We start from the raw sequence: 22094 nt of genomic DNA, 5'->3' as shown, positions 1-22094 counted from the left end.
CCGGGCCGCCAGAAGCCGGGAGAAAGGGGCACGTCACCGGCGCCGGTGGGTCACCAGCTCTGGTGCAGCGGCATGCCCTCCGCGTAGCCGGAGGAGCTCTGGACGCCGACGACGGCCCGCTCGTGGAACTCCTCCAGGTTCGCCGCGCCCGCGTACGTGCACGACGACCGCAGGCCCGCGACGATCCCGTCGATCTGGTCCTCCACGCTGGGCCGCTTGGGGTCGAGGTACATGCGCGAGGTCGAGATGCCCTCCTCGAACAGCGCCTTCCTGGCCCGGTCGTAGGCGGAGTCCTCGGCCGTCCTGAGCCGTACGGCCCGGGAGGAGGCCATGCCGAAGTTCTCCTTGTACTTGCGCCCGTCGGCGTCGGTGCGGGCGTCGCCGGGCGACTCGTACGTGCCGGCGAACCACGAGCCGATCATCACGTTGGACGCCCCGGCCGCCAGCGCCAGGGCGACGTCGCGGGGGTGCCGGACGCCGCCGTCCGCCCAGACGTGCCTGCCGAGCCGGCGGGCCTCGGCCGAGCATTCGAGCACCGCCGAGAACTGCGGCCGTCCGACGCCGGTCATCATCCGCGTGGTGCACATGGCGCCCGGCCCCACGCCGACCTTGAGGATGTCGGCCCCGGCCTCGACCAGGTCGCGCACGCCCTCGGCGGTCACCACGTTGCCCGCCGCGACCGGCACGCCGGGGTCGAGCGCCCGGACGGCGCGCAGGGCGGCGATCATCTTCTCCTGGTGGCCGTGGGCGGTGTCCACGACCAGGCAGTCGGCCCCGGCCTCCAGCAGCTCCTTGGCCTTGGCGGCGACGTCGCCGTTCACGCCGACGGCCGCGGCGATGCGCAGGCGGCCCTGGGCGTCGAGCGCGGGCTGGTAGAGGGTGGCCCGCAGCGCGCCCGTGCGGGTGAGGATGCCGACCAGCCGGCCCTCGTCGTCCACGATGGGCGCGAGGCGGTGGCGGCCCTCGTGCAGGCGGTCGAAGGCGGCGCGCGGGTCGAGCCCGGCGGGCAGCGTGAGCAGCTCGCTCGACATGACCTCCGACAGCTGCGTGTACATGTCCACGCCCTGGCAGTCGGCCTCGGTCACCACGCCGACGGGCCGGTTGTCCCAGTCGACGACGATGACCGCGTTGTGGGCGCGCTTGGGCAGCAGTTGCAGCGCCTCGCCCACGGTGTCGTGCGGGGTGAGGGTGAGCGGCGTGTCGTGGACCAGGTCGCGCTTCTTGACCCAGTCGACCACGTCGGCGACGACGTCGAGGGGGATGTCCTGGGGGATCACGGTGATCCCGCCGCGGCGGGCCACGGTCTCGGCCATGCGGCGGCCGGCGACCGCGGTCATGTTGGCGACGACTATGGGGATCGTGGTGCCCGTGCCGTCGTTCGTGGAGAGGTCGACCGCGAGCCGCGATCCGACCGAGGAGCGCGACGGCACCATGAACACGTCGCTGTAAGTCAAATCGTAACGAGGCTCTTGGTCGTTGAGAAACTTCACGTTCATCCATCTTATGGGGTGACAGGTCCACCAAGGGGTTTCCCCCGTTCTCCGGGGCTTATGATCGGCCGGGGACACATTTGGGGGAGGTAAGTCGTGGACATCGTCGAACGGGCCGAGCTGACCGTCGTGGGCTTCGCCGTACGCACGACGAACGCCGACGAGGCGGATCCGGCGCGGGCCGCGCTGCCCACGCTGTGGCAGCGGGCGGGCGCGCCGGGGGCCTTCGCGCACGTGCCGGGCCGCATCGACGAGAACCTCTACGCGGTGCTGACCGACTACGAGAGCGACCACACCGGCGCCTACACGCAGATCGTCGGCATCGGCGTGCGCACGGTGCCGCGCCTGCCCGAGGGCATGGTGGCGGTGCGCGTGCCGGCCGCCAAGTCGATCAGGCTGGAGGTCCGCGGGCAGCTGCCGCAGGCGCTGATCGAGGCGTGGCAGCAGGTGTGGCAGCACACCGAGTCGGGCGGCCAGCCCTCCCGCGCCTTCACCACGGACCTGGAGGTCCACCACTTCGAGGGCGCCGACCTCTACGTGGCCGTCTAGGCCCCGGGAGTCACAGGCCGAGCGCCCCGGCCGCCGCCGCGACGGCCGTCGGCTTGACCTCCTCCAGGGGGAGGCCGGCGTACTCGACCGTGCAGTCGGCCATGCCGCCGAGCGCCACTGTGGCGCGGATCTGCTGGGCCTGCGTGAGGTCGGGGCCGAGCAGCAGGGCGATCAGCTCGCGCCGCCATTCGAACATGCGCTGGCCCAGGTCGAGGTAGGCCAGGATCGAGAGGTCGCGCACCATCATCCCGGTCACGTCGCGGTGGCGCCACATGAGCTCGAAGTAGTCGTCGAGCAGCGCGCGCGGGTCGCCGGGCTCCTGCCTGGCGGTGAAGCGCTCGAAGTCCTCCACCAGCGGCTGCACGATGCTGCGCACCAGGTCGTCGCGTGAGGCGAAGTGGTAGTAGAGCGCGGGCTTGGTGATGCCCAGCCGGTCGGAGATCTGGCGCAGGCTGGTGTTCTGCACGCCCTGCTCGGCGAACAGCTCGCGGGCCACCGCCTGGATTCGGGACTTGGTGTCACTGGGCATGCCTGAAGTTTATCCCTTACCTACCGTTAAGTAAGGACGCGTGCTAGCGTGGACTTACCAACCGTTAAGTAAGGAGGGGGCCATGAAGGTCCTCGTCTCGGGCGCCAGCGTCACCGGGCCGGTGCTGGCGTACTGGCTGACCAGGTACGGCTTCGAGGTCACGGTCGTCGAACGCGCCCCGGCGCTCAGGAAGTCGGGCGGCCACGCGGTGGATCTGTTCCGTCCCGCCATGGACATCGTCGAGAAGATGGGCCTCCTGGAGCCGGTCACGGCCAAGAAGACCGGCACCGACCGGTTCAGGGTCCACCGCGAGGGCCGGGCGCGGCCCGTGGAGCTGGAGCTGCGGCGCATCCTCAGCGCCGTCTCCGACCGGCACGTCGAGATCATGCGCGACGACCTGAGCGAGGTCTTCTTCGAGGCCACCCGGCACGACGCCGCCTACGTCTTCGGCGACTCCATCGCCTCGATCTCCGAGGACGGCGAGGTGCGCTTCGACAGCGGCCGGCAGGACCGCTTCGACCTGGTGATCGGCGCCGACGGCCTGCACTCCAACGTGCGCCGCCTGACCTTCGGCCCCGAGGAGCGCTTCGCCACCTGGATCGGCGCGTACCTCGCCGTCGCCTCCGTCCCGAACTTCCTGGGGCTCGACGGCCGGATGGAGGCCATGGCGGGCGAGGGCTACATGGCCGCCGTCTACAGCGCCGCGCACATGGACGACGCGCGGGCCGGTTTCCTGTTCAGGACGCCGGAGCCGCTCGACTACCACCACCGGGACGTGGCCCGGCAGAAGGAACTGCTGCGCGAACGGTTCGGCGGCCTCGGCTGGCAGGTCCCCAGGATCCTGGACGAGGTGGACCGCGCGTCCGTCTTCTACTTCGACTCCATCACCCAGCTCAGGCTCGACTCCTGGTCACGCGGCCGGGTGACGCTGGCCGGCGACGCCGGTTACTGCCCGGGACCGGCCGTGGGCGGCAGCACGAGCCTGGCGGTCGTGGGGGCGTACGTGCTGGCGGGCGAGCTGGCCGCGCACGGCGGCGACCACCGCGCGGCCTACCCCGCCTACGAGGCCGGGATCGGCGAGTACGTGCGCCGCAGCCGCGCCTTCGCCCGCCGCGCGGCCAGGGGGATCGTCCCGGGGAGCCGCTTCGACGTGTGGGCGCTCACCCAGGGCATCCGGCTGGTCAACCACCTGCCGGTCGGCCTCACCAGGGCCGCGACCAAGATCAGCAGCAAGGGGGTGCGCCTGCACGACTCGATCCGCCTCAAGGACTACGCCGCGCACGCGCGACCGGTGACGTCCCGCCCCTGACGAAGGCTCAGGCCAGCACGCCCTGCTCCCGCAGCTTCTCCGCCTCAGCCGCCGGCAGCCCCCACGCGGACAGGTCCGTCAGGCGGGTGGCCGGCGACAGGTCCGGGTCCGGCACGCCGAGGAGGCGCGGCGCGGGCACCGGATGGGTCACGCCGCCGACCTCGGCGAACGTGCCCCGGGCGACGTTGTGCGGGTGCCGCGCGGCCTCGGCCATCGACAGGACGGGCGAGACGCAGGCGTCCGAGCCCTCGAACAGGGCCTCCCACTCGGCACGGGTGCGCTTGGCGAACTCCTCGGCCAGCCGGGCCTTGAGCGCGGGCCACTGCGTCCTGTCGTTGCGGTCGGGCAGGCCGGTCAGGCCCATCAGGTTCACCATGGCGTCCCAGAACTGCGGTTCGAGCGAGCCGACGGCCAGGAAGCCGCCGTCGGCGGTCTCGTAGGTGTCGTACTGGGGGGCGCCGGTGTCGAGCAGGTTGGTGCCGCGCGGGCCCCAGAAGCCGCTCTGCGCGGCCTGGTAGAACATCGAGAACAGCAGGGCGGCGCCGTCCACCATGGCGGCGTCGATCACCCGGCCCTTGCCGGTGCGCTCGCGTTCGAACAGGGCCAGCAGCACGCCGTAGGCGAGCATGAGGCCGCCGCCGGCGAAGTCGCCGAGGATGTTGATCGGCGGGGTGGGCTTGCCGCCCTCGCGGCCGAGCATCGACAGCACGCCGGAGATCGCGATGTAGTCGATGTCGTGGCCCGCGGTGGGCGCGAGCGGGCCGTCCTGGCCCCAGCCGGTCATCCGGCCGTAGACCAGCCGCTCGTTCACCGCGTGCAGGTCGGCGGGGCCGATGCCGAGCCGTTCTGCGACGCCGGGACGGAAGACCTCGATCACCACGTCGGCGTTGCGGGCCAGCTCCTTGAAGGCGGTCACGCCCTCGGGCGACTTCAGGTCCAGGCCGATCGTCCGCTTGCCGCGGTCCATGACGTCCGTACGGGGCCGGTCGGAGACGGCCTGCACCCGGTCGACCCGCAGCACCTCGGCGCCGTGGTCGGCCAGCATCATCCCGGCGAACGGCCCCGGGGCCAGCCCGGCGAGCTCCAGGACGCGCACTCCGGCCAGCGGGCCGCCACTACCCTTCGACATGGACATCTCCTCGACAGTCGCACCGGCAAACGCTTGGCTTCACGGCTCCGAACCTGCCTCAGTAGAACAACATTCGGCAAGTCGTGGCAAGCGGCCTTTTTGCGTCCTTCCCGCGAACTCGTGGGAGGTATGGGAAACTTGCCCACTGTTCGGGTGGTCTACAGATCGCCGGCGTCCAGCGGCTGTCTGCAGCAGGCGCTCGCGCCGCTACAGGGGTAGGACATGGTTTCGGAGAGCAACCGGCTTGTCGCCAGGCGCTACCAGTTACTGCGCGAACTGGGCCGCGGGGGTATGGGCGTCGTCTGGGAGGGCTACGACACGCTGCTCAACCGGCAGGTGGCCATCAAGGAGGTGCTGCTGCCCGAGGGGCTGTCGCCGGGCGAGCAGGAGCGCCACCTCATGCGCACCGCCCGCGAGGCCCGTACGGCGGCCAAGCTCAACCACCCCTCCGTGGTCGCGGTCTACGACGTGGTCGAGGAGGGCGGCCGGCCCTGGATCGTCATGGAGCTGGTCGCGCACCCCTCGCTCGAAGAGGTCGTGGCCACCTCGGGGGCGCTGCCCGTACGGCAGGCGGCCGACGTGGGCCGCCAGGTGCTGTCGGCGCTCAGGGCCGCCCACGAGGCGGGGATCCTGCACAGGGACGTCAAGCCCGCCAACATCCTGCTCGCCGACGACGGCCGCGCGGTGCTGATGGACTTCGGCATCGCCACGGTCGAGGGCGACGCCTCGCTGACCAGGACGGGCATGGTGACCGGCTCGCCCAGCTTCCTGGCCCCGGAACGGGTGCGCGCGGACGAGGCCGGACCGCCCTCCGACCTGTGGTCGCTCGGCGCGACGCTGTTCGCCGCGATGGTCGGCCGCTCGCCGTTCGACCGCGGCGAGGCCATGGCGACGATCAACGCGCTGCTCAACGAGGAGCCCGACTACCGGCGCATCCCGCCGATCATGCACCCGATCCTGAAGGGCCTGCTCCGCAAGGAGCCCGCCGACCGGGTGGACGCCGAGGAGGCCGACCGGCTGCTCGCGGCCATCGAGGTGGCGGCCAAGCCCGCCTACACCGACCTGCCGGAGAAGAAGCCGGGCAGCGGGCGCGGGCGGGCCGTGCTGGCCGTGGCCGCCGCCGCCGTCGTGGTCGTCGCGGGTGGCGCGGTCGCCTACTTCAAGCTCGCCACGCCCGCCGAGGGCGCCCCGCGCACCGCCCAGCCGGCCGCCGCGGCCAGCCCGCTGAGCCCGTCGCCCGCGCAGCAGCCCACGACGAGCCGGACGCCGTCGGCGACCCCCACGCCGACCGTGCGGCGGGTGCGCCCGGCCGTGCGCGCGTGGACCTCGCGGGAGGGCTGGTCGATCCTGCGCCCGATCGGCTGGCGGGGCGCGCTGCGCGAGTCCGTCACCGAATGGACGCGCCGCGACGGCAACGCCCACCTCGGCGTCGAGGCCCTGTACTCCAGCCTCGACGCCAACCAGATCCTGCGCGACTCGGAGGAGACGCTGCGGCAGGACGGCCAGGAGGTGATCAGCCGCGGCCGCCGCGTGGTCAACCACCGGGGCGTCAAGGCGGTCGAGTGGGAGTTCTCCTGGACCGGCGCCAGCGCCGCGGGCACCCACTGGATCAGGCCGGGCATGACCTACCACGAGGTGCGCCGCGCGGTGGTGTCCGGCGAGACGGCCTACATCCTGTCCTGGACGGTCACCCAGGACCAGTGGCTGCGCAACAGGACACTGATGCGACAGGTGATCGACAGCTTTACGGTGAAGGCATGAGCCCCTGGAACCTGCTCGCCCTGCCGCCGCTGCCCGAGGAGGCGACGCGCGGCCTGCTCGCCCCGCTCGGCGACCGGGTGACGGTCCGCGTGCCCGCCACCCGCGACCGGGCCGGGCTGCTGGCCGCGCTGCCCGAGGCCGAGATCGTGCTCGGCGACTGGACCTCCACGCTCGTGCTCGACGCCGAGGCGGTCAAGCACGCGCCCGCGCTGGCCTTCGTGCAGCAGCCCTCGGTGGGCGTCGACGGCCACGACCTGGCCGCCCTGGCCGAGGCCGGGGTGCCGCTGGCCAACACGCCGGGCGTCAGCGCCGTCGCGGTGTCGGAGTGGTGCCTGGCCGCCACGCTGTCGCTGTCGCGCCGGCTGGGGGCCGCCGACGCCGCCGTACGCGCGGGGGAGTGGCCGCAGCAGGGCCTGCGCCCGCGCGAGCTGAGCGGCCGCCGGGTCGGCGTCGTCGGCTACGGCCCGATCGGCGAGAACTGCGTGCGCCTGTTCGGCGCCCTGGGCTGCGAGGTCTCCTACTGGACCAGGTCCCCGCGGCAGGCGCCCGGCCGCGCCGACCTGGAGACGCTGGTGGCCGGCAGCGACGTGCTGGTCGTGGTGATCGCGCTGTCGGAGGAGACCCGCGGCCTGATCGACCCGCGCCGCATGAAGCAGGGCGCGCTGCTGGTCAACGCGGCCAGGGGCGGCGTCGTCGACCAGGCGGCGCTGGTCGCCGCGCTGCGCGACGGGCATCTCGGCGGGGCCGCGCTCGACGTGTTCGACACCGAGCCGCTGCCCGCCGGCGACCCGCTGCGCGACCTGCCCGACGTGCTGCTGTCGCCGCACGCCGCCGGGGTGACGCCCGAAGCGACGACGCGCCTGCTCACGGCCGTGCTGGACAACCTGACGGCGGCACTGGAGGGACGAGAGGTGCGTGCTGTGCTCAATGGGGTCTCACCTCTGGTTCGGCGTAGATTTCCGCATTTGCCTGCCACATAGGCGTTTCACCTGGCACGATGAACAGTTTTCGTGTCTTTAACGACCCCGGTCTGTTCGAGCCGGGCTGCGGGAGATACGGTCTTACGGACGATCTCTACCAGCTCAAGGGGGTGCTTCCGTGACGACGACGATGTCGACACACCAACGGGCAGTAGAGCAGATCCGGCAGTCCTACGCCGAGATCCCCGGCGACGCCGCTCCCCGGTTGGCCAAGTCCACGTCCAACCTGTTCAGGTTCCGTGACGGAGGCAGGACGGCCAAGCTGTCGGCCAGAGACCTCGACGAGGTCATCAGCGTGGATCCGGCGACGATGACGGCCGAGGTCCAGGGCATGACCACGTACGAGCACCTCGTCGAGGCCACGTTGCCGCACGGGCTCATGCCGTACGTGGTGCCCCAGCTCAAGACGATCACGCTCGGCGGCGCCGTCACCGGCCTCGGCATCGAGTCGACCAGCTTCCGGGACGGCCTGCCGCACGAGTCGGTCGAGGAACTGGAGATCCTCACCGGCGACGGCCGCATCGTCGTGGCCCGTGACGACAACGAGCACCAGGATCTGTTCCGCGCCTTCCCCAACTCCTACGGCACGCTCGGCTACGCCCTGCGCATCCGGATCAAGCTCCGCAAGGTCCAGCCGTACGTGCACCTGACGCACATCAGGTTCACCGACGCGGCCAAGTGCATGCTGGCCATGCAGGAGATCTGCGACAGCATGGTGCACGACGGCGAGCAGGTCGACTTCGTGGACGGCGTCTTCTTCGACCCGGAGGAGATGTACATCACGCTGGGCCGCTTCGCCGACCGCGCGCCCTACGTCTCCGACTACACCGGCATGCGCATCTACTACCAGTCGATCAGGCAGCGCAGCCGCGACTGGCTGAGCATCCACGACTACCTGTGGCGCTGGGACACCGACTGGTTCTGGTGCTCGCGGGCGTTCGGCGTGCAACAGACGGTGGTCCGCTCGCTGATGCCGCGCCGCTGGATGCGCTCCGACGTCTACCGCAGGCTCGTCGCCCTCGACCGGCGGACCGGGCTGACCGCCCGCATCGACCGCTGGCGCGACCAGCCCGTCCAGGAGTCGGTCATCCAGGACGTCGAGGTGCCGGTCGAGCGCGGCGCGCAGTTCCTGGAGTTCTTCCACGACAAGGTGGGCATGACCCCCGTCTGGATGTGCCCGCTGCGGTCGAGCTCCCAGTGGCCGCTGTACCCGCTGGAGCCGGGCAAGCTCTACGTCAACTTCGGCTTCTGGGGCATGGTTCCGCTGCCGCGCGGCCAGTTCGACGGCTACTACAACAGGCTCATCGAGGACTCGGTACACGAGCTGGACGGCCACAAGTCGCTCTACTCGACCTCCTTCTACGCCCGTGAGCAGTTCTGGGAGCTGTACAACGGTGATGCTTATTGGCCGGTCAAGCGGGAATACGACCCGAACGGTCGCCTGCTGGACCTGTACGAAAAGTGTGTACGGGGAAGGTGAGCATGGCTCTCGCAAGCATCTTTGAGAAGATCGTCGGCTCTGACGCGAACATCTCGTTCATGGCCTACGACGGCAGCAAGGCCGGTCCTGACGGCGCCGACCTCGGTCTTGAGGTCAAGTCGCCCATCGCGGTGGCCTACCTGGCACAGGCCCCCGGGGAACTGGGCCTGGCCAGGGCGTACATCTCGGGCCACATCGACGTGCACGGCGATCTGTACACCCTGCTCGACCGCATGTGGAACATCACCACCAACGACCTGACCGCGGGCGAGAAGCTGGCCGCCGTACGGTCGCTGGGCGTCAAGCCGTTGCTCATGCGGGTGCCGCCGCCCCCGCAGGAGGTGCGCCAGAGCGCCCTGGCCCGGCTCGGCTCGCGGCACGCCAAGCAGCGTGACGCCGAGGCGATCCACCACCACTACGACGTGTCCAACCGGTTCTACCGGTGGGTGCTGGGGCCGTCCATGGCCTACACGTGCGCGACCTACCCCGAGGAGGGCGCGACGCTGGAGGAGGCCCAGTACACGAAGTTCGACCTGGTGGCCAGGAAGCTCGACCTCAAGCCGGGCATGCGCCTGCTCGACGTCGGCTGCGGCTGGGGCGGCATGGTCATCCACGCCGCCAAGCACTACGGCGTCAAGGCGCTGGGCGTGACGCTGAGCCGCCAGCAGGCCGAGTGGGCCCAGAAGGCGATCGCCGACGAGGGCCTCCAGGACCTCGCCGAGGTGCGCTTCATGGACTACCGGGACGTGCGGGAGACCGGCTTCGACGCGGTCAGCTCCATCGGCCTGACCGAGCACATCGGCAAGGACAACGTCCCGTCGTACTTCGAGTTCCTCTACGGCAAGCTCAAGCCCGGCGGCCGGCTGCTCAACCACTGCATCACCCGTCCGACGGGCAAGGAGAAGACGTTCAACAAGGGCGGCTTCATCAACCGCTACGTCTTCCCCGACGGCGAGCTGGAGTCGGTGGGCTGGCTGATCAGGCAGATGGAGGACATCGGCTTCGAGATCCGCCACGAGGAGAACCTGCGCGAGCACTACGCCAAGACCCTGCGCCACTGGTGCGACAACCTCGACGCCAACTGGGACGAGGCCGTCCAGGAGGTCGGGATGGGCACGGCCAGGGTGTGGGCCCTGTACATGGCGGGCTGCATCGTCGGCTTCGAGCGCAACAAGGTCCAGCTGCACCAGGTGCTGGGCGTCAAGCTCGACGACGACGGCCGGTCCGGCGTGCAGCTGCGCCCGGCGGTCAACTGGCCGTGACGGGCGGGAGAGGGCCCGTCGCCCTCTCCCTGCGGCTCACCCCCGCCCCGAGGCGCTGTCCGAGCGGCCGGCTCACCCGGGTGTGGCCGCGGTCAGAGGCGGCCCACGGCGGCGACGGGCGCGCGGGTGTGCGGGCACGACCACGTCGCGACGCCGTCCACCACGGTCGCGGCCAGCGGGTGGGTGCCGGGATGCTCGGGGCACTCCGGCCACACCGCGGGCAGCCCCTGACCCCACAGCGCCTCGACCGCCCACTCCTGCGCCTGGTCGGCGAGGTCGGCCACCTGCTCGGCCGGGCCGCCGGCGACGCCGAGGCGCAGGCCCACGCCGCTGCCGTCGGGCGCGAACAGCATGAGCACCCGCTCGCCGCCCCGCAGCGGCGTCTCCTCCCGCAGGTCCGGCCGCACCCCGCAGGTGGCGCGCAGGTCGCGGAGCACGGGCAGCAGCGCGTCGGGGATCGGCTCGTCCACATCCCGGATCCTAGACGTCCCCCGGCCGGGTCCCTGAACGGCGCTTGGCATCGCCCGGCGTAGCGTGGTCCCACGGTCGAAGGGGGGCGGACGGTGACGGCTGGGAACAGGGTCCGGGTGCGCCGGGTCTACGAGGAGCCCGCGCCGGACGACGGCGCCCGGGTGCTGGTCGACCGGCTGTGGCCGCGCGGGCTGGCCAAGGCCGACGCCCACCTCGACGAATGGTGCAAACAGGTCGCTCCCTCCACCGAGCTGCGCACCTGGTACCGGCACGACCCCGACCGGTTCGCGGAGTTCGGCGACCGCTACCGGGACGAGCTGGCCGCGCCGGAGCGGGCCGAGGCGCTGGCCCACCTGCGCGAGCTCGCCGGGAAGGGCCCGCTGACCCTGCTCACCGCCACCAAGCAGCCCGAGATCAGCGAGGCCGCGGTGCTCGCCGAACTGCTCGGCGCCTGACCACCGGGGACGCTCAGCGGGCGGAGGTTCCGCCGGCGGCCAGGCCGTCGAGCGTGCCGTTGAGGAAGTGCCAGCTCAGCTCGGCGTCGCGGGTGCGGCCGTGCGGGGCGCGGAACAGGGCGACGTACTCGGCCACGTCGTCGAGGCTCCAGCGCAGCCGGTAGAGGGCCAGGGCGGCGGGGTCGGGCGTACGGCCGGTGGCGGCCGCGTACCTGGCCAGGTCGCCGGGGGTCCTGGCGACCAGCCACAGGTCCCGTTCCGGCACGGCCAGGCCGACGGTGTCCCAGTCGATCAGCAGGCAGCGGCCCTCGTGCCGGAGCAGGTTGCCGGGGTGGGGTTCGCCGTGGGTGACGACGGGTGGGCCGAGGTCGCGGCAGCCGCGGTCGAAGTCGCGCAGCCGGGCGTGCAGGGTCGCGGCGTGCCGGTCGAGCAGGGCTCGGGCCCGCTCGGCGTACGGGCCGCCGGTCCACGGGCGGCCGGTCTCGGCGAGGGCCCGCTCCAGCGCCGCCCGCCCGGCCGGCTGCAGCGGGCGGGACGGGGTAGACGGGGGCGGGGGCGTGCCGTGCAGCTCGGCCAGCAGGTCGATGACCTGGGCGCGGTCGTGCTCGGCCGGCTCGTCGTCGAAGCCGCCGGTGACGCCGTCGACGAACGGGAAGACGCTCAGCGCGTACCGGGGGGCGAGCGGGCGGAGCAGCGCGCCGCCGTGGAGGTCCGGCACGGGCGCGACCACGAACTTCAGGGTCGCGGACAGCGCCGCCGCCGTCTCCAGCGCCCGCCCCAGCTCCCCGAACGCCACTTGCGCCCCTCCGCCCAGGCCACCGGGAGCCGGTGAGGGGGCGGTGTGCGGTGCGGAGGGCAGGGTGGCGGCGGTGAGGAACCAGCGTCGTCCGTCGGCGCCGGTCGCGATCCAGTGGTGGTCGCCGAAGCCCACCGGCGCGTACGCCAGCCCGACGGCCTTGATCCCCCACGCCTCCAGGGCGGGCGCCAGCAGCGATTCGTCCAGATCCGCGGGCCTGTCACGCATCCGGCCACACTAGCGACCGCCCTCGCCGCCGGGCATCCCGATTAACAGCTCCATCGCCGCCAGCACGTCGTCCACCACCAGGTCCGCGCGGGGAGCCGCCGCGCCGGTCCCGCGGTCGATCCAGATCGTCCGCAATCCGGCCGCGCGCCCGCCCGCGATGTCCTTGTCCGGGTCGTCGCCCACCATCCACCCGCCGGCCGGGACGGCTCCGCACCGGTCGGCGGCGATCCGGAACAGCCGCGCGCCGGGTTTGCGCACGCCCTCCGCGCCGGAGATCGCCCACCCGTCCACCCGCTCGGCCAGCCCGGTACGCCGGATCTTGCCCGTCTGGTTGTCGGCCATCCCGTTCGTCACGATCCCGACCGCCCACCCCGCCGCCCGCAGCCGGTCGAGCCCCGCCAGCACCTCGGCCCGGCACTCCACCAGCCACGGCAGCCTGGCCCGGTAGGCCCGCCACAACTCCTCGACGGGCTCGGCAAGCGCGAAGCGCTCACGTACGCGGGCGAGAAGGCGCGGGCCGGGGCCCGCGCCGCGGCCCGTCAGCGGAGCTCGCGCTTGAGGATCTTGCCCGTGGCCGTCATCGGCAGGGCGTCGCGGAACTCGACGATCCTCGGGTACTTGTAGGCCGCCATGTTCTCCTTGGCCCAGGCGATCAGCTCGTCCTCGGTGACCGTCGAGCCGGGCGTGCGGATGACGTACGCCTTGACCTCCTCGCCGTGCGACTCGTGCGGGACGCCCACGACCGCCGCCAGCGACACCGCCTCGTGGGTCATGAGCACCTCCTCCAGCTCGCGCGGGTAGACGTTGAAGCCGCCACGGATGATCATGTCCTTGGCCCGGTCGACGATGGCGTAGTAGCCGTCGGCGTCGCGGGTGGCGATGTCGCCGGTGCGGAACCAGCCGTCCTTGAGCACCTCGGCCGTCGCCTCCGGGCGGCCGTAGTAGCCCTTCATGACGTTGTGGCCGCGGATGGCGATCTCGCCGGGGCCCTCGCCCTCGACCGTCTTCCAGTCGCCGTCGATCAGCTTCATCTCCACGCCCCAGATGGGGGTGCCGATCGTGCCGGGCTTGGTGGGCCGTCCGAGCTGGTTGAAGCTGGCCACGGGGGAGGTCTCCGACAGGCCGTACCCCTCCAGGATGCCGATGCCGAAGGTCTGCTCGAAGTCCTTCAGCACCTCCACCGGCGAGGACGCGCCGCCGGCTACGGCCACCTTCAGGCTGCGCGGCACCTCGGCGCCCTCGGCGTGGATCTTCGTGAGCATGCCCCAGTACATCGTCGGGACGCCGGCGAAGGTCGTCACGCTCTCCTTGCGCATGAGCTCCAGGGCCTCGCCCGGCTCGAAGCGCGGCATCAGCACGACCGTCGCGCCGCGCATGAAGGCGGTGTTCATGACGGTCGTCTGGCCGAAGGAGTGGAACAGCGGCAGCACCGCGAGGTAGGTGTCGCCGCCCTCGCTGCGCGGGAACATCCGGTCGCTGATCAGGGCGTTCATCAGCATGTTCTGGTGGCTGAGCTCGGCGCCCTTGGGCTGGCCCGTGGTGCCCGAGGTGTAGAGGATCACGGCGGTGTCCTCGGGGTCGGTCTGCACCGTCTCGAAGTCGGCCGGCACGCCGTTGAGCGCCGCCCACACCGTCTCGCCGTACGGGGACTCGGTGGCCAGCGGGGTGGCGGGCAGCACGAAGAAGTGCTCGCAGCCGTCCGCGGCCTCGAAGCCTGCCTTGCCGCGCTCGCCCAGCGGCAGCTCCGGCGAGCCCTCGAAGCAGAACAGCGCCTTGGCGTCGCTGTCGTCGAGGTGGTAGGCGATCTCGCGGCCCTGCAGCAGCACGTTCAGCGGCACCACGGTGGCGCCCGCCTTGAGGATGCCGAAGTAGACGAACGGGAAGTACGGCAGGTTGGGACAGGCCAGCGCCACCTTGTCGCCCTTGCCGATGCCCCGCGACACCAGCAGGTTCGCCACCTGGCGGGCGACAGTGTCGATCATGCCGTACGGCAGGCGCATGTCGCCGAAGACGATCGCCGTGCCGTCGGGGTTGTTTCTGGCGCTGTCCTCCAGGACGACCGACAAGTTGAGCATGAACGCCTTCCTCCTCTGTACGCGCTTGCCGCCATCTTGGCAGCCCCACATACCGACCGGTAGGGCGAATTTCATTCGGCCCTACTGCGGCCCGCTGAACGCGGGCCGCAGTAGGTAACCAAGGTTCGAAGGGCATATGGACGCGCCAGCTCACCTGGAGTAAGCAAGTGGCAGGTTACTTAGCCCCCTGGAGTGCTCATGCAGTACGACTACGTGATCGTCGGAGCGGGGTCCGCCGGGTGCGTGCTGGCCAACCGGCTGTCGGCGGACCCGTCGGTGTCGGTGGCGCTGGTCGAGGCGGGCGGGCATGACGACAAGCTGGAGATCCGCATGCCCGCGGGCTTCGCCAAGCTGTTCAAGACCGACTACGACTGGAACTTCACGACGGCCAAGCAGGGCGAGATGTCCGGCCGTGAGCTCTACTGGCCGCGCGGCCGGGTGATCGGCGGCTCGTCCTCGCTCAACGCGCAGATGTGGGTGCGCGGCTGCCAGGAGGACTACGACCAGTGGGGGGTGCCCGGCTGGACGTACGAGGAGGTCCTGCCCTACTTCACCAGGGCCGAGCAGCGCGTCGGCAGCAACCACGGCGGCGTCTACGGCACCTCCGGCCCGCTCTACGTCTCCGAGCTGCGCAGCCCCAACGTCACCACGGCGGCCTTCCTGCGGGCCTGCGAGGAGCTGGGCCTGACCCGGCTGGCGGAGCTGAACGGCCGCTCCAACGAGGGCTGCTGCCCCACCCCCGTCACCCAGAACCGCGGCCGCAGATGGAGCGCCGCGGACGCCTACCTGCGCCCGGCCGCCGCCAGGCCGAACCTCACCGTGCTCACCGGCGCGACCGTGGACCGCGTGGTGTTCGAGGGCTCCCGCGCCGTCGGCATCGAGCACAGCGGCGGCACCCTGGTCAGGGCGGCCAGGGAGGTCGTCCTGTCGGCGGGGGCGATCGGGTCGCCGTACCTGCTGATGCGCTCCGGGGTGGGCGCGGCCGACGAGCTGCGCGACGCGGGGGTGCCGGTCGTGCGCGAGCTGCCCGAGGTCGGCAAGAACCTCCAGGACCACCTCGCCTCCGGCGTGTACGTCGAGTGCAAGGAGCCGGTGACGCTGACCAAGGCCGAGTCTCTGGTGAACCTGCTGCGCTACATCGTGCTGCGCTCGGGCATGCTGACCACGAACGTCGGCGAGGCGGTCGCCTTCGTCCGGACCTCGGCCGAGGAGCCCGCCCCCGACATCGAGCTCGTCTTCGCCCCCGGCCCGTTCGTCGACCACGGGCTCACCCCGCCGACCGGCCACGGCCTGACCGTCGGCGTCGTGCTGCTGCAGCCGCAGAGCCGGGGCAGGGTCGGGCTGAGCGGCCGCGACGTGCTGATCGACCCCGGTTACCTGAGCGCGGAGGCCGACGTCAAGCGCCTGGTCGCCGGGCTGAAGACGGCCAAGCAGGTGTTCGCGACGAATGCCATGAAGCGGTACGCGGGCGGCCCGATGGCGCCGTACTGGGGGCCGGAGAGCGACGAGGAGCTGGCCCGGTGGGTGCGCGAACGCGGCGAGACCCTCTACCACCCCGTCGGCACCTGCCGGATGGGCGCCGACGAGGGGTCGGTCGTGGACCCGTCGCTCCGGGTGCGCGGTCTCGAAGGGCTGAGGGTGGTGGACGTCTCCGTCATGCCGACGCTCAACCGCGGCCACACGCACGCCCCGGCGATCATGATCGGCGAGAAGGGCTCCGAGTTGATCCTGGGAAACCGGTAGCCGCGACGCGGCGGACCTTGACGTAAGTGAGCACTTGCCCAAGGCTTGTATGGTATGACGCTCTCCGCGGATCTGGACATCTCGCAGATACCGTTCTGGGGACTGCCGCAGGCGGACCGCTTGGAGACCTTCCGCCGCCTGCGCCGGCTCGAACGGCCCCTCTTCGTGCCGGAGCAGACCGTGCCGTTCATCGGCGGCGGCCCCGGCTACCACGCCCTCGTACGCCACGCCGACGTCACCGAGGCCAGCAGGAACGCGGCCGTCTTCAGCAGCGAGCCGTGCTCCAACAGCATCCCCGACATGCCGCGCTGGCTCAGCGTCTACTTCGGCTCGATGATCAACATGGACGACCCGCGCCACGCCCGCCTGCGCAGGATCGTCTCCAGGGCCTTCACCCCGCGCATCCTGTCGAAGATGGAGGAGGACCTGGCCAGGGCCGCCGCCGAGATCGTGGACGAGGCGATCGAGCAGGGGCCGGGCGACTTCGTGGCGCAGGTCGCCGCCCGGCTCCCCGTACGGGTCATCTGCGACATGATGGGGATCCCGCCGAAATTTCATGATCTGGTGTTGCGGCGCACCAACGTCATCCTCGGCAACGCCGACCCCGAGTACACCGGCATCGACCCGAACTTCAGCCGCGTCAACGTCGCCCGCGGCCTGGCCAAGTTGCTGCGCGCCGGCTACTCGCTGAACCGGATGGCCGCCCGCCTCGGCGACGAGCGACGCAAACGCCCGACCGGCGACCTGGTCAGCCTGCTCGTGGGCGGCGAGGAGCGGCTCAGCCCGCAGGAGTTGGGGTCGTTCTTCATCCTGCTGGTGGTGGCCGGCAGCGAGACCACCCGCAACGCCATCGCCCACGGGCTGAAGCTGTTCACCGACCATCCGGACCAGCGGGCGCTGCTGCTGGCCGACTTCGACGCGCGCGTCGGCCGGGCGTGCGACGAGATCGTGCGCTACGCGACCCCGGTCATCCAGTTCCGCCGCACGCTGACCCGGGACCACGAGCTGAACGGCGTGCCGTACAAGAAGGGCGACAAGGTGCTGCTCTTCTACAACTCGGCCAACCGCGACGAGTCCGTCTTCACCGACCCGGACGTCTTCGACATCACCCGCGACCCCAACCCGCACGTCGGCTTCGGCGGCCCGGGGCCCCACTACTGCCTGGGCGCCCACCTGGCACGCAGGGAGATGAGCGTGATGTTCCGCGAGCTGTTCACCCGCCTGCCCGGCATCAGGACGGCCGGCGAGCCCGACTTCCTGCTGTCGAACTTCATCAACGGCATCAAGCACCTGCCGTACACGTTCTGACCGCCTCGGCCAGGCCGTCGTCCGCGCCGCGCCAGGCCACGAACCCGTCCGGCCGCACCAGCACGGTCCCGTACGGCCAGCCCTCGACCACGTGCACCGGGACGCCCGGGTCGGGCACCGGCGCGCCGGTGAACACGCTGAAATCGGGCCCGACCAGGTCGAGGCTGGACCGCTCGCCGATCCACACGTGCGGCAGCCGCGAGCCGGGTGAGCCGTCGAGGCAGAGCGTCACGTCCTCGGTGGAGGGCAGTCCCTCGACCGCCGAGGCGCCGCCGTAGCGGTAACCGACGTGCACGATCGGGGCGTTCACCGCGCCCGCCGCCGCCCTGAGCCGGGCGGCCTCGGGGCCGGAGCCGAAGTGCATCCGCAGGTCCCGCATCCGCAGCTGCGCCTGCTCCAGCGCCAGCAGCGCGACCGGCCGCCGTTCGTCGTGGTAGGTGTCCAGCAGCGCGGGCGCCGACCGGCCGGTCAGCACGCGGGCCAGCTTCCAGGCCAGGTTGTGGGCGTCGGCGACCCCCGTGTTCAGCCCGAACGCGCCCGTCGGCGGCACGGCGTGCGCCGCGTCGCCGGCCAGGAAGATCCGCCCGTCGCGGAACCGGTCGGCGACCTGGCCGCGGGCCCGCCAGCCGAGCACGCTGACGATCTCCAGCTTCAGCCCTGGGTCGCCGATCGCGGTCCTGAGCAGGTCGGGGCTCGGTTCCTGGGCGGTGTGGAAGACCCATTCGGTCTCGCCGTCGATCGCCATGAGCATGCCGGGCGCGTCGGGGGTGGTGAGCTCGGCGAGCGCGAAGCCGTACCCGTCGGTCAGGTGGCTCAGGTCGGCGTGGAACATGACGTTGTGCAGCTCGGGGCCGAGCGCGCCGGGGCCGGTCACGCCGATGCCGAGCGCCGCCCGTACCCCGCTGCGCACGCCGTCCGCGGCGATCACGTAGCGGGCGCGCAGGGTGCGGGTCCCGTCCGGGCCGGACACGACCGCCGTCACGCCGTCGGCGTCCTGCTCCAGGGAGAGCAGTTCGGTGTCGTACGCGACGTGCGCGCCGCGCTCGCGGGCGGCGTCGAGCAGCACCCGGTCCAGCCGGTTCTGCGGGCAGATGCCGCGCAGCCGGGCCGGGCTGTAGGCCGCCGTGTCGAACATCCGCGTCCGGGCGGGCAGCCCGGCCGCGATCGCGGCGAGGTCGGCGCTGGCCAGCGTGTCCACGGTGATCTTGCCGAGGGTCGCGTTCGTCATGTCGATGGCCACCTCGTCCACCGCCCGCTCAAGGCCGGCCTCGCGGAGCAGCTCGACCGTCCGCGGGCCGATGCCGGTGGCGCGGGGGTGCGCCCGCGGGCCGGGCTCGCGCTCGACGACCAGGGCGGGCACGCCGTGCCGGGCGAGGAACACGGCCGCGCTCAGCCCGACGCTGCCGCCGCCGACGATCAGGACGTCGGCGTTATGTGGGAACACTGTCTCCGTCATGGGAACACTGTAGCCACAGGCGTACGATGAAGGCCAGAGGGGGGAGCCGGATGTCACTGGTGTGGAGTCGCGAGCCGTACGCGCCGAAGCGTCAGGCCCTGAGCGTCGAGGCGATCGTGCGGGCCGCGATCGCGGTGGCCGACGCCGAGGGCCTCGACGCGGTGTCCATGCGCCGGGTGGCGAGCGAGGTCAAGTCGGGCACCACCTCGCTCTACCGCTACCTGGAGAACCGCGACGAGCTGCTCGACCTCATGGTCGACGCGGTGTGGGGGGAGGGCGAGCCCGGCCCGCTGACCGGAGACTGGCGGGCCGACCTGGCCGGGGTGGCCCGCGACCAGCGCGCGGGCGTGCTGCGCCATCCGTGGCTGGCCGCGCTGATGACGAGCAGGCCGGCGCTCGGGCCCAACTCGCTGCGCCGGGTGGAGCACGCGCTGTCCGCGGCCCGGCCGCTGACCTCCGACATCACCCGGGCCGCCGCCGTGATCGGGGTGATCGGCGACTACGTGCTGGGCGCGGTGGCCAAGGAGCTGGCCGAGCAGGAGGCGCTGCGCCGTACCGGGCTGTCGGAGCAGGAGTGGCGGGCCGCGGTCGGCCCCTACATCCGCGAGGTGATGGCCACCGGCGCCTACCCGGAGTTCAACCGGCGAGTGGCCGAGGCCGACGACCTCAGCTTCGGCGACCAGTTCGAGTTCGGGCTGGAGTGCCTTCTTCAGGGGTTCGCGGCGCGAATCCGCTGAGCAGGGCCGCCACGGCCAGCTCGAAGCGCTCCCGGTGGTCCTCGGGCGTGCCGAGGCCGTCGGCGACCGCCCGCGCCAGCACCGGATGGTCCGCCAGGTCCAGGTCGGGCTGCCGCGGGCTGTCCGGCCCCGCCTCGGCCAGCGTGTGCCCGATCACGAACGTCGACACCGCGTTGATGACGTGCAGCGCCTCCTTGGCCGTGAAGCCCGCCCGGGTCAGCGCGGCGGCGGCGCCTTCGACCATGGCCAGGGCTCCCGGCGTGGCCACCGGCCGGATCGCGACCACCGGCATGAGCGCGGGATGCCGCAGCAGCTCGGCCCTGATCGACTCGGCGAACGCCCGCATCCAGACCCGCCAGTCGCCGGAGGGCTCGATCCTGACGCGGGAGAGCACCAGCTCGACCAGCCCGTCGAGGACCGCGTCCTTGTTCGGCACGTAGTAGTAGAGCGTCATCGCCTCCACGCCCAGCTCCTTGCCCAGCTTGCGCATGGACAGCCCGGCCGCGCCCTCGCGGTCGAGGAGTTCGAGCGCCGCCTCCAGCACCCGCTCCCTTGACATCCGCTCTCTCATACACCGTAAGATACTGCTGTCTTACACCGTAAGAGAGAGGGTTGACCGTGATCACCGACTTCTTCGCCGCCGTCAACGAACGCCGTCTCGGCGACCTGGGCGACTATCTGGCCCCCGACGTCGTCGACCACAACAAGATCATCTTTGGTGAGCCGGACGAGCCCGGCGCCGCCCTCGAGGGCATCCGGATGCAGCTCGACGCGTTCGACCCGTTCCGCATCGAGGTCGAGGAGGTCGTCGCCGAGGGGGACAAACTGGTCGCCCGCATCCGCATGACCGGCACGCACTCCGGCACCCACCCGCGCATGCCCACGCCCACCGGGCGCAGCTTCGAGGTCGAGGCGATCTTCCTGGTCACCCTGCGCGAGGGGCGGATCAGCGAGATCCGCGCGGTCAGCGACCGGCTGGGCCTGTTCCTCCAGCTGGGCTGGGACTGGCCGGAGACCGACTGACCCGCCTGCCCGCCAGGGCCAGCGGCAGCAGCGCGCCCGCCAGCGCCAGCCCGGCCGCCACCAGCAACATCGTGGACACCCCCGACCGGTACGGCGCCGCCAGCACCGCCACGCCCACCGCCGTGCCGACCTGCTTGAGCGTGTTCACCGTCCCGGTGGCCATGCCCACCTGATCCATCGGCGCGGTCAGGCCGACCTGGTTGGCCACCACGTTGCCCGCGCCGAGCCCCAGGCCGCCGAGGAACAGCCCGGCCATGATGGGCGTCCACCGGTCGGCCGCCGGGATCGCCATCACCAGCAGCGCCACGGTGATCAGCGCCGGGCCGGCGGCGATCAGCACGCCCATGGGCCAGCGGTGCAGCACCTGGCCGACCGCGATCGGGCCGATGACCGCGGCCACGCTGAAGGCCAGGAAACGCACCCCGGCCTCGATCGGGCTCGCCTCCAGGGGGCCCTGCACGTACAGGGTGAGATAGGTGAACCCGCCCAGCAGCGCGGCCAGCATGAGCAGCGTCGTGGCCGAGCCGACCGCGAACACCCGGTTCCGGAACAGCCCGAAGTCGATCATCGGGGTCGCCGTCCGCCGCTCGGCGAACACGAACGCCGCCAGCAGCGCCAGCCCGGCCACCAGCAGCAGCGGCACGTCGTGGATGAGCGCCGGGATGATCGCGAACAGCGCCGCGGCGACCAGCACGACGCCCAGCGGGTCCAGGTGACCCCGGCCGCGCGACTCCGGCACCCGCTGCCGCAGCGCCATCACCACGAACACGCCGATCGGCAGGTTGATCAGGAAGATGGCCCGCCAGCCGAACGTCGCCGTCAGCACGCCGCCCACCACCGGGCCCAGCGTCATCGCCAGGCCGGAGACGGCGCTGAAGATCCCGAGCGCCCGGCCCCGCGCCGGGCCCTCCGGGTAGACCGAGGCGATCAGCGGGGTCGTGGTGCCGTACAGCGCGGACGCGCCCAGGCCCTGGACGCCCCTGGCCACGTCCAGCAGGGCGGCCGTGGGGGCCAGCGCGCAGGCCAGCGAGGCCACCGTGAAGACCGTCACGCCCACGGCCAGCATCCGGCGGCGGCCGTACCTGTCGGCCAGCACCCCGGCGGGCAGCAGGACGGCGGCCAGGGTCAGCGCGTACGCGTCCACCACCCACTGCACCTCGGCCAGGCTCGCCCCCAGGGCGGCGCGGATGTCGGGCAGCGCGATCGTCACGGCGGTCAGGTCCACCACCACGAGCACGATGGTCAGTGAGGCGAGAGCGAGAACCCATCCACGTCGCATGCCTGCTCCTCACGATGAAGGGCCCCTTGTGCAG

The 22094-nt window shown here is 71.9% G+C and carries 21 protein-coding genes; 11 read left to right on the top strand and 10 right to left on the bottom strand.

Annotated elements, in window-relative coordinates; genetic code table 11:
• Positions 1–50 precede the first annotated feature (50 nt).
• A complete protein-coding gene (locus tag ABT158_RS26855; protein ID WP_352357861.1) occupies positions 51–1490 on the bottom strand; it encodes a GuaB1 family IMP dehydrogenase-related protein in 1440 nt (479 codons plus the stop codon).
• Positions 1491–1586: 96 nt separating this feature from the next.
• Here ABT158_RS26855 and ABT158_RS26850 point away from each other — a divergent pair, with 96 nt between their 5' ends.
• On the top strand, positions 1587–2039 hold the full coding sequence (locus ABT158_RS26850; protein ID WP_352357859.1) for a GyrI-like domain-containing protein: 453 nt from the start codon (positions 1587–1589) through the stop codon (positions 2037–2039).
• A 10-nt stretch (positions 2040–2049) separates the two neighbouring features.
• Here the strand turns inward: ABT158_RS26850 and ABT158_RS26845 are convergent, their stop codons facing one another.
• A complete protein-coding gene (locus ABT158_RS26845; protein ID WP_352357857.1) occupies positions 2050–2568 on the bottom strand; it encodes a TetR/AcrR family transcriptional regulator in 519 nt (172 codons plus the stop codon).
• Between the two features lie 82 nt (positions 2569–2650).
• Between ABT158_RS26845 and ABT158_RS26840 the strand changes: the two genes are divergently transcribed.
• Entirely contained in the window at positions 2651–3877 is a 1227-nt protein-coding gene (locus ABT158_RS26840) for an FAD-dependent monooxygenase (RefSeq protein WP_352357855.1), read from the top strand.
• Between the two features lie 7 nt (positions 3878–3884).
• On the opposite strand, the gene ABT158_RS26835 is transcribed toward ABT158_RS26840, so the two are convergent.
• Entirely contained in the window at positions 3885–5006 is a 1122-nt protein-coding gene (locus ABT158_RS26835; protein WP_352357853.1) for a CaiB/BaiF CoA transferase family protein, read from the bottom strand.
• A gap of 222 nt (positions 5007–5228) precedes the next feature.
• Between ABT158_RS26835 and ABT158_RS26830 the strand changes: the two genes are divergently transcribed.
• The 4 genes from ABT158_RS26830 to ABT158_RS26815 all read left to right on the top strand — a co-directional run bounded on the left by ABT158_RS26830 (position 5229) and on the right by ABT158_RS26815 (position 10489).
• Positions 5229–6767 carry a serine/threonine-protein kinase gene (locus ABT158_RS26830; RefSeq protein ID WP_352357851.1) on the top strand — a complete coding sequence of 513 codons (1539 nt, stop codon included), beginning with the start codon at positions 5229–5231 and terminating at the stop codon, positions 6765–6767.
• Positions 6764–7747 carry an NAD(P)-dependent oxidoreductase gene (locus ABT158_RS26825; protein ID WP_352357849.1) on the top strand — a complete coding sequence of 328 codons (984 nt, stop codon included), beginning with the start codon at positions 6764–6766 and terminating at the stop codon, positions 7745–7747. The genes ABT158_RS26830 and ABT158_RS26825 overlap by 4 nt, the downstream gene beginning before the upstream one ends.
• A gap of 130 nt (positions 7748–7877) precedes the next feature.
• Positions 7878–9227 (top strand): FAD-binding oxidoreductase, encoded by a 1350-nt coding sequence (locus tag ABT158_RS26820; protein WP_352358042.1) that lies wholly within the window; start codon positions 7878–7880, stop codon positions 9225–9227.
• A 2-nt stretch (positions 9228–9229) separates the two neighbouring features.
• Positions 9230–10489 (top strand): class I SAM-dependent methyltransferase, encoded by a 1260-nt coding sequence (locus tag ABT158_RS26815; RefSeq protein WP_352357847.1) that lies wholly within the window; start codon positions 9230–9232, stop codon positions 10487–10489.
• 92 nt (positions 10490–10581) lie between these two features.
• Here ABT158_RS26815 and ABT158_RS26810 read toward each other — a convergent pair whose 3' ends face one another.
• The gene (locus ABT158_RS26810; protein ID WP_352357846.1) at positions 10582–10959 is read right to left on the bottom strand and encodes a hypothetical protein; all 378 of its coding nucleotides are present in this window, start codon (positions 10957–10959) and stop codon (positions 10582–10584) included.
• Between the two features lie 93 nt (positions 10960–11052).
• Between ABT158_RS26810 and ABT158_RS26805 the strand changes: the two genes are divergently transcribed.
• Positions 11053–11415: a DUF488 domain-containing protein gene (locus tag ABT158_RS26805; RefSeq protein WP_352357844.1), complete on the top strand. Its 363-nt coding sequence runs from the start codon at positions 11053–11055 to the stop codon at positions 11413–11415.
• 13 nt (positions 11416–11428) lie between these two features.
• Here ABT158_RS26805 and ABT158_RS26800 read toward each other — a convergent pair whose 3' ends face one another.
• Genes ABT158_RS26800 through ABT158_RS26790 form a run of 3 tightly spaced genes read right to left on the bottom strand, consistent with a single transcriptional unit; the run spans position 11429 to position 14514 of the window.
• On the bottom strand, positions 11429–12439 hold the full coding sequence (locus ABT158_RS26800; protein ID WP_352357842.1) for an aminoglycoside phosphotransferase family protein: 1011 nt from the start codon (positions 12437–12439) through the stop codon (positions 11429–11431).
• A 9-nt stretch (positions 12440–12448) separates the two neighbouring features.
• Positions 12449–12982 (bottom strand): HAD family hydrolase, encoded by a 534-nt coding sequence (locus ABT158_RS26795; protein WP_352358040.1) that lies wholly within the window; start codon positions 12980–12982, stop codon positions 12449–12451.
• Complete coding sequence (locus tag ABT158_RS26790) at positions 12979–14514, bottom strand: long-chain-fatty-acid--CoA ligase (RefSeq protein WP_352357840.1); 1536 nt, start codon at positions 14512–14514, stop codon at positions 12979–12981. Before ABT158_RS26790 ends, ABT158_RS26795 begins: the two co-directional genes overlap by 4 nt.
• Before the next feature lie 198 nt (positions 14515–14712).
• Here ABT158_RS26790 and ABT158_RS26785 point away from each other — a divergent pair, with 198 nt between their 5' ends.
• The gene (locus tag ABT158_RS26785; protein ID WP_352357838.1) at positions 14713–16257 is read left to right on the top strand and encodes a GMC family oxidoreductase; all 1545 of its coding nucleotides are present in this window, start codon (positions 14713–14715) and stop codon (positions 16255–16257) included.
• A gap of 54 nt (positions 16258–16311) precedes the next feature.
• Positions 16312–17565 (top strand): cytochrome P450, encoded by a 1254-nt coding sequence (locus tag ABT158_RS26780; RefSeq protein ID WP_352357836.1) that lies wholly within the window; start codon positions 16312–16314, stop codon positions 17563–17565.
• Here ABT158_RS26780 and ABT158_RS26775 read toward each other — a convergent pair.
• Positions 17540–19021: an FAD-dependent oxidoreductase gene (locus tag ABT158_RS26775; RefSeq protein WP_352357834.1), complete on the bottom strand. Its 1482-nt coding sequence runs from the start codon at positions 19019–19021 to the stop codon at positions 17540–17542. The genes ABT158_RS26780 and ABT158_RS26775 overlap by 26 nt on opposite strands.
• 50 nt (positions 19022–19071) lie before the next feature.
• Here ABT158_RS26775 and ABT158_RS26770 point away from each other — a divergent pair, with 50 nt between their 5' ends.
• Positions 19072–19758, top strand: a complete 687-nt coding sequence (locus tag ABT158_RS26770) for a TetR/AcrR family transcriptional regulator C-terminal domain-containing protein (RefSeq protein ID WP_352357832.1) — start codon at positions 19072–19074, stop codon at positions 19756–19758.
• Here the strand turns inward: ABT158_RS26770 and ABT158_RS26765 are convergent.
• Positions 19688–20329, bottom strand: coding sequence for a TetR/AcrR family transcriptional regulator C-terminal domain-containing protein (locus ABT158_RS26765; protein WP_352357830.1), 642 nt, complete (start codon positions 20327–20329; stop codon positions 19688–19690). The two genes, ABT158_RS26770 and ABT158_RS26765, sit on opposite strands and share 71 nt — an antisense overlap.
• A 47-nt stretch (positions 20330–20376) precedes the next feature.
• On the opposite strand from ABT158_RS26765, the gene ABT158_RS26760 reads away from it, so the two are divergent.
• On the top strand, positions 20377–20781 hold the full coding sequence (locus ABT158_RS26760) for an ester cyclase (protein ID WP_352358038.1): 405 nt from the start codon (positions 20377–20379) through the stop codon (positions 20779–20781).
• Here ABT158_RS26760 and ABT158_RS26755 read toward each other — a convergent pair.
• Entirely contained in the window at positions 20723–22060 is a 1338-nt protein-coding gene (locus tag ABT158_RS26755) for an MFS transporter (RefSeq protein WP_352357828.1), read from the bottom strand. The genes ABT158_RS26760 and ABT158_RS26755 overlap by 59 nt on opposite strands.
• Positions 22061–22094: the final 34 nt, after the last annotated feature.

The sequence above is a fragment of the Nonomuraea sp. NPDC001636 genome, assembly GCF_040298265.1.
In the GTDB taxonomy this organism is placed as follows: Bacteria; Actinomycetota; Actinomycetes; order Streptosporangiales; family Streptosporangiaceae; genus Nonomuraea.
This window is presented reverse-complemented; position numbering and strand designations above follow the sequence as displayed.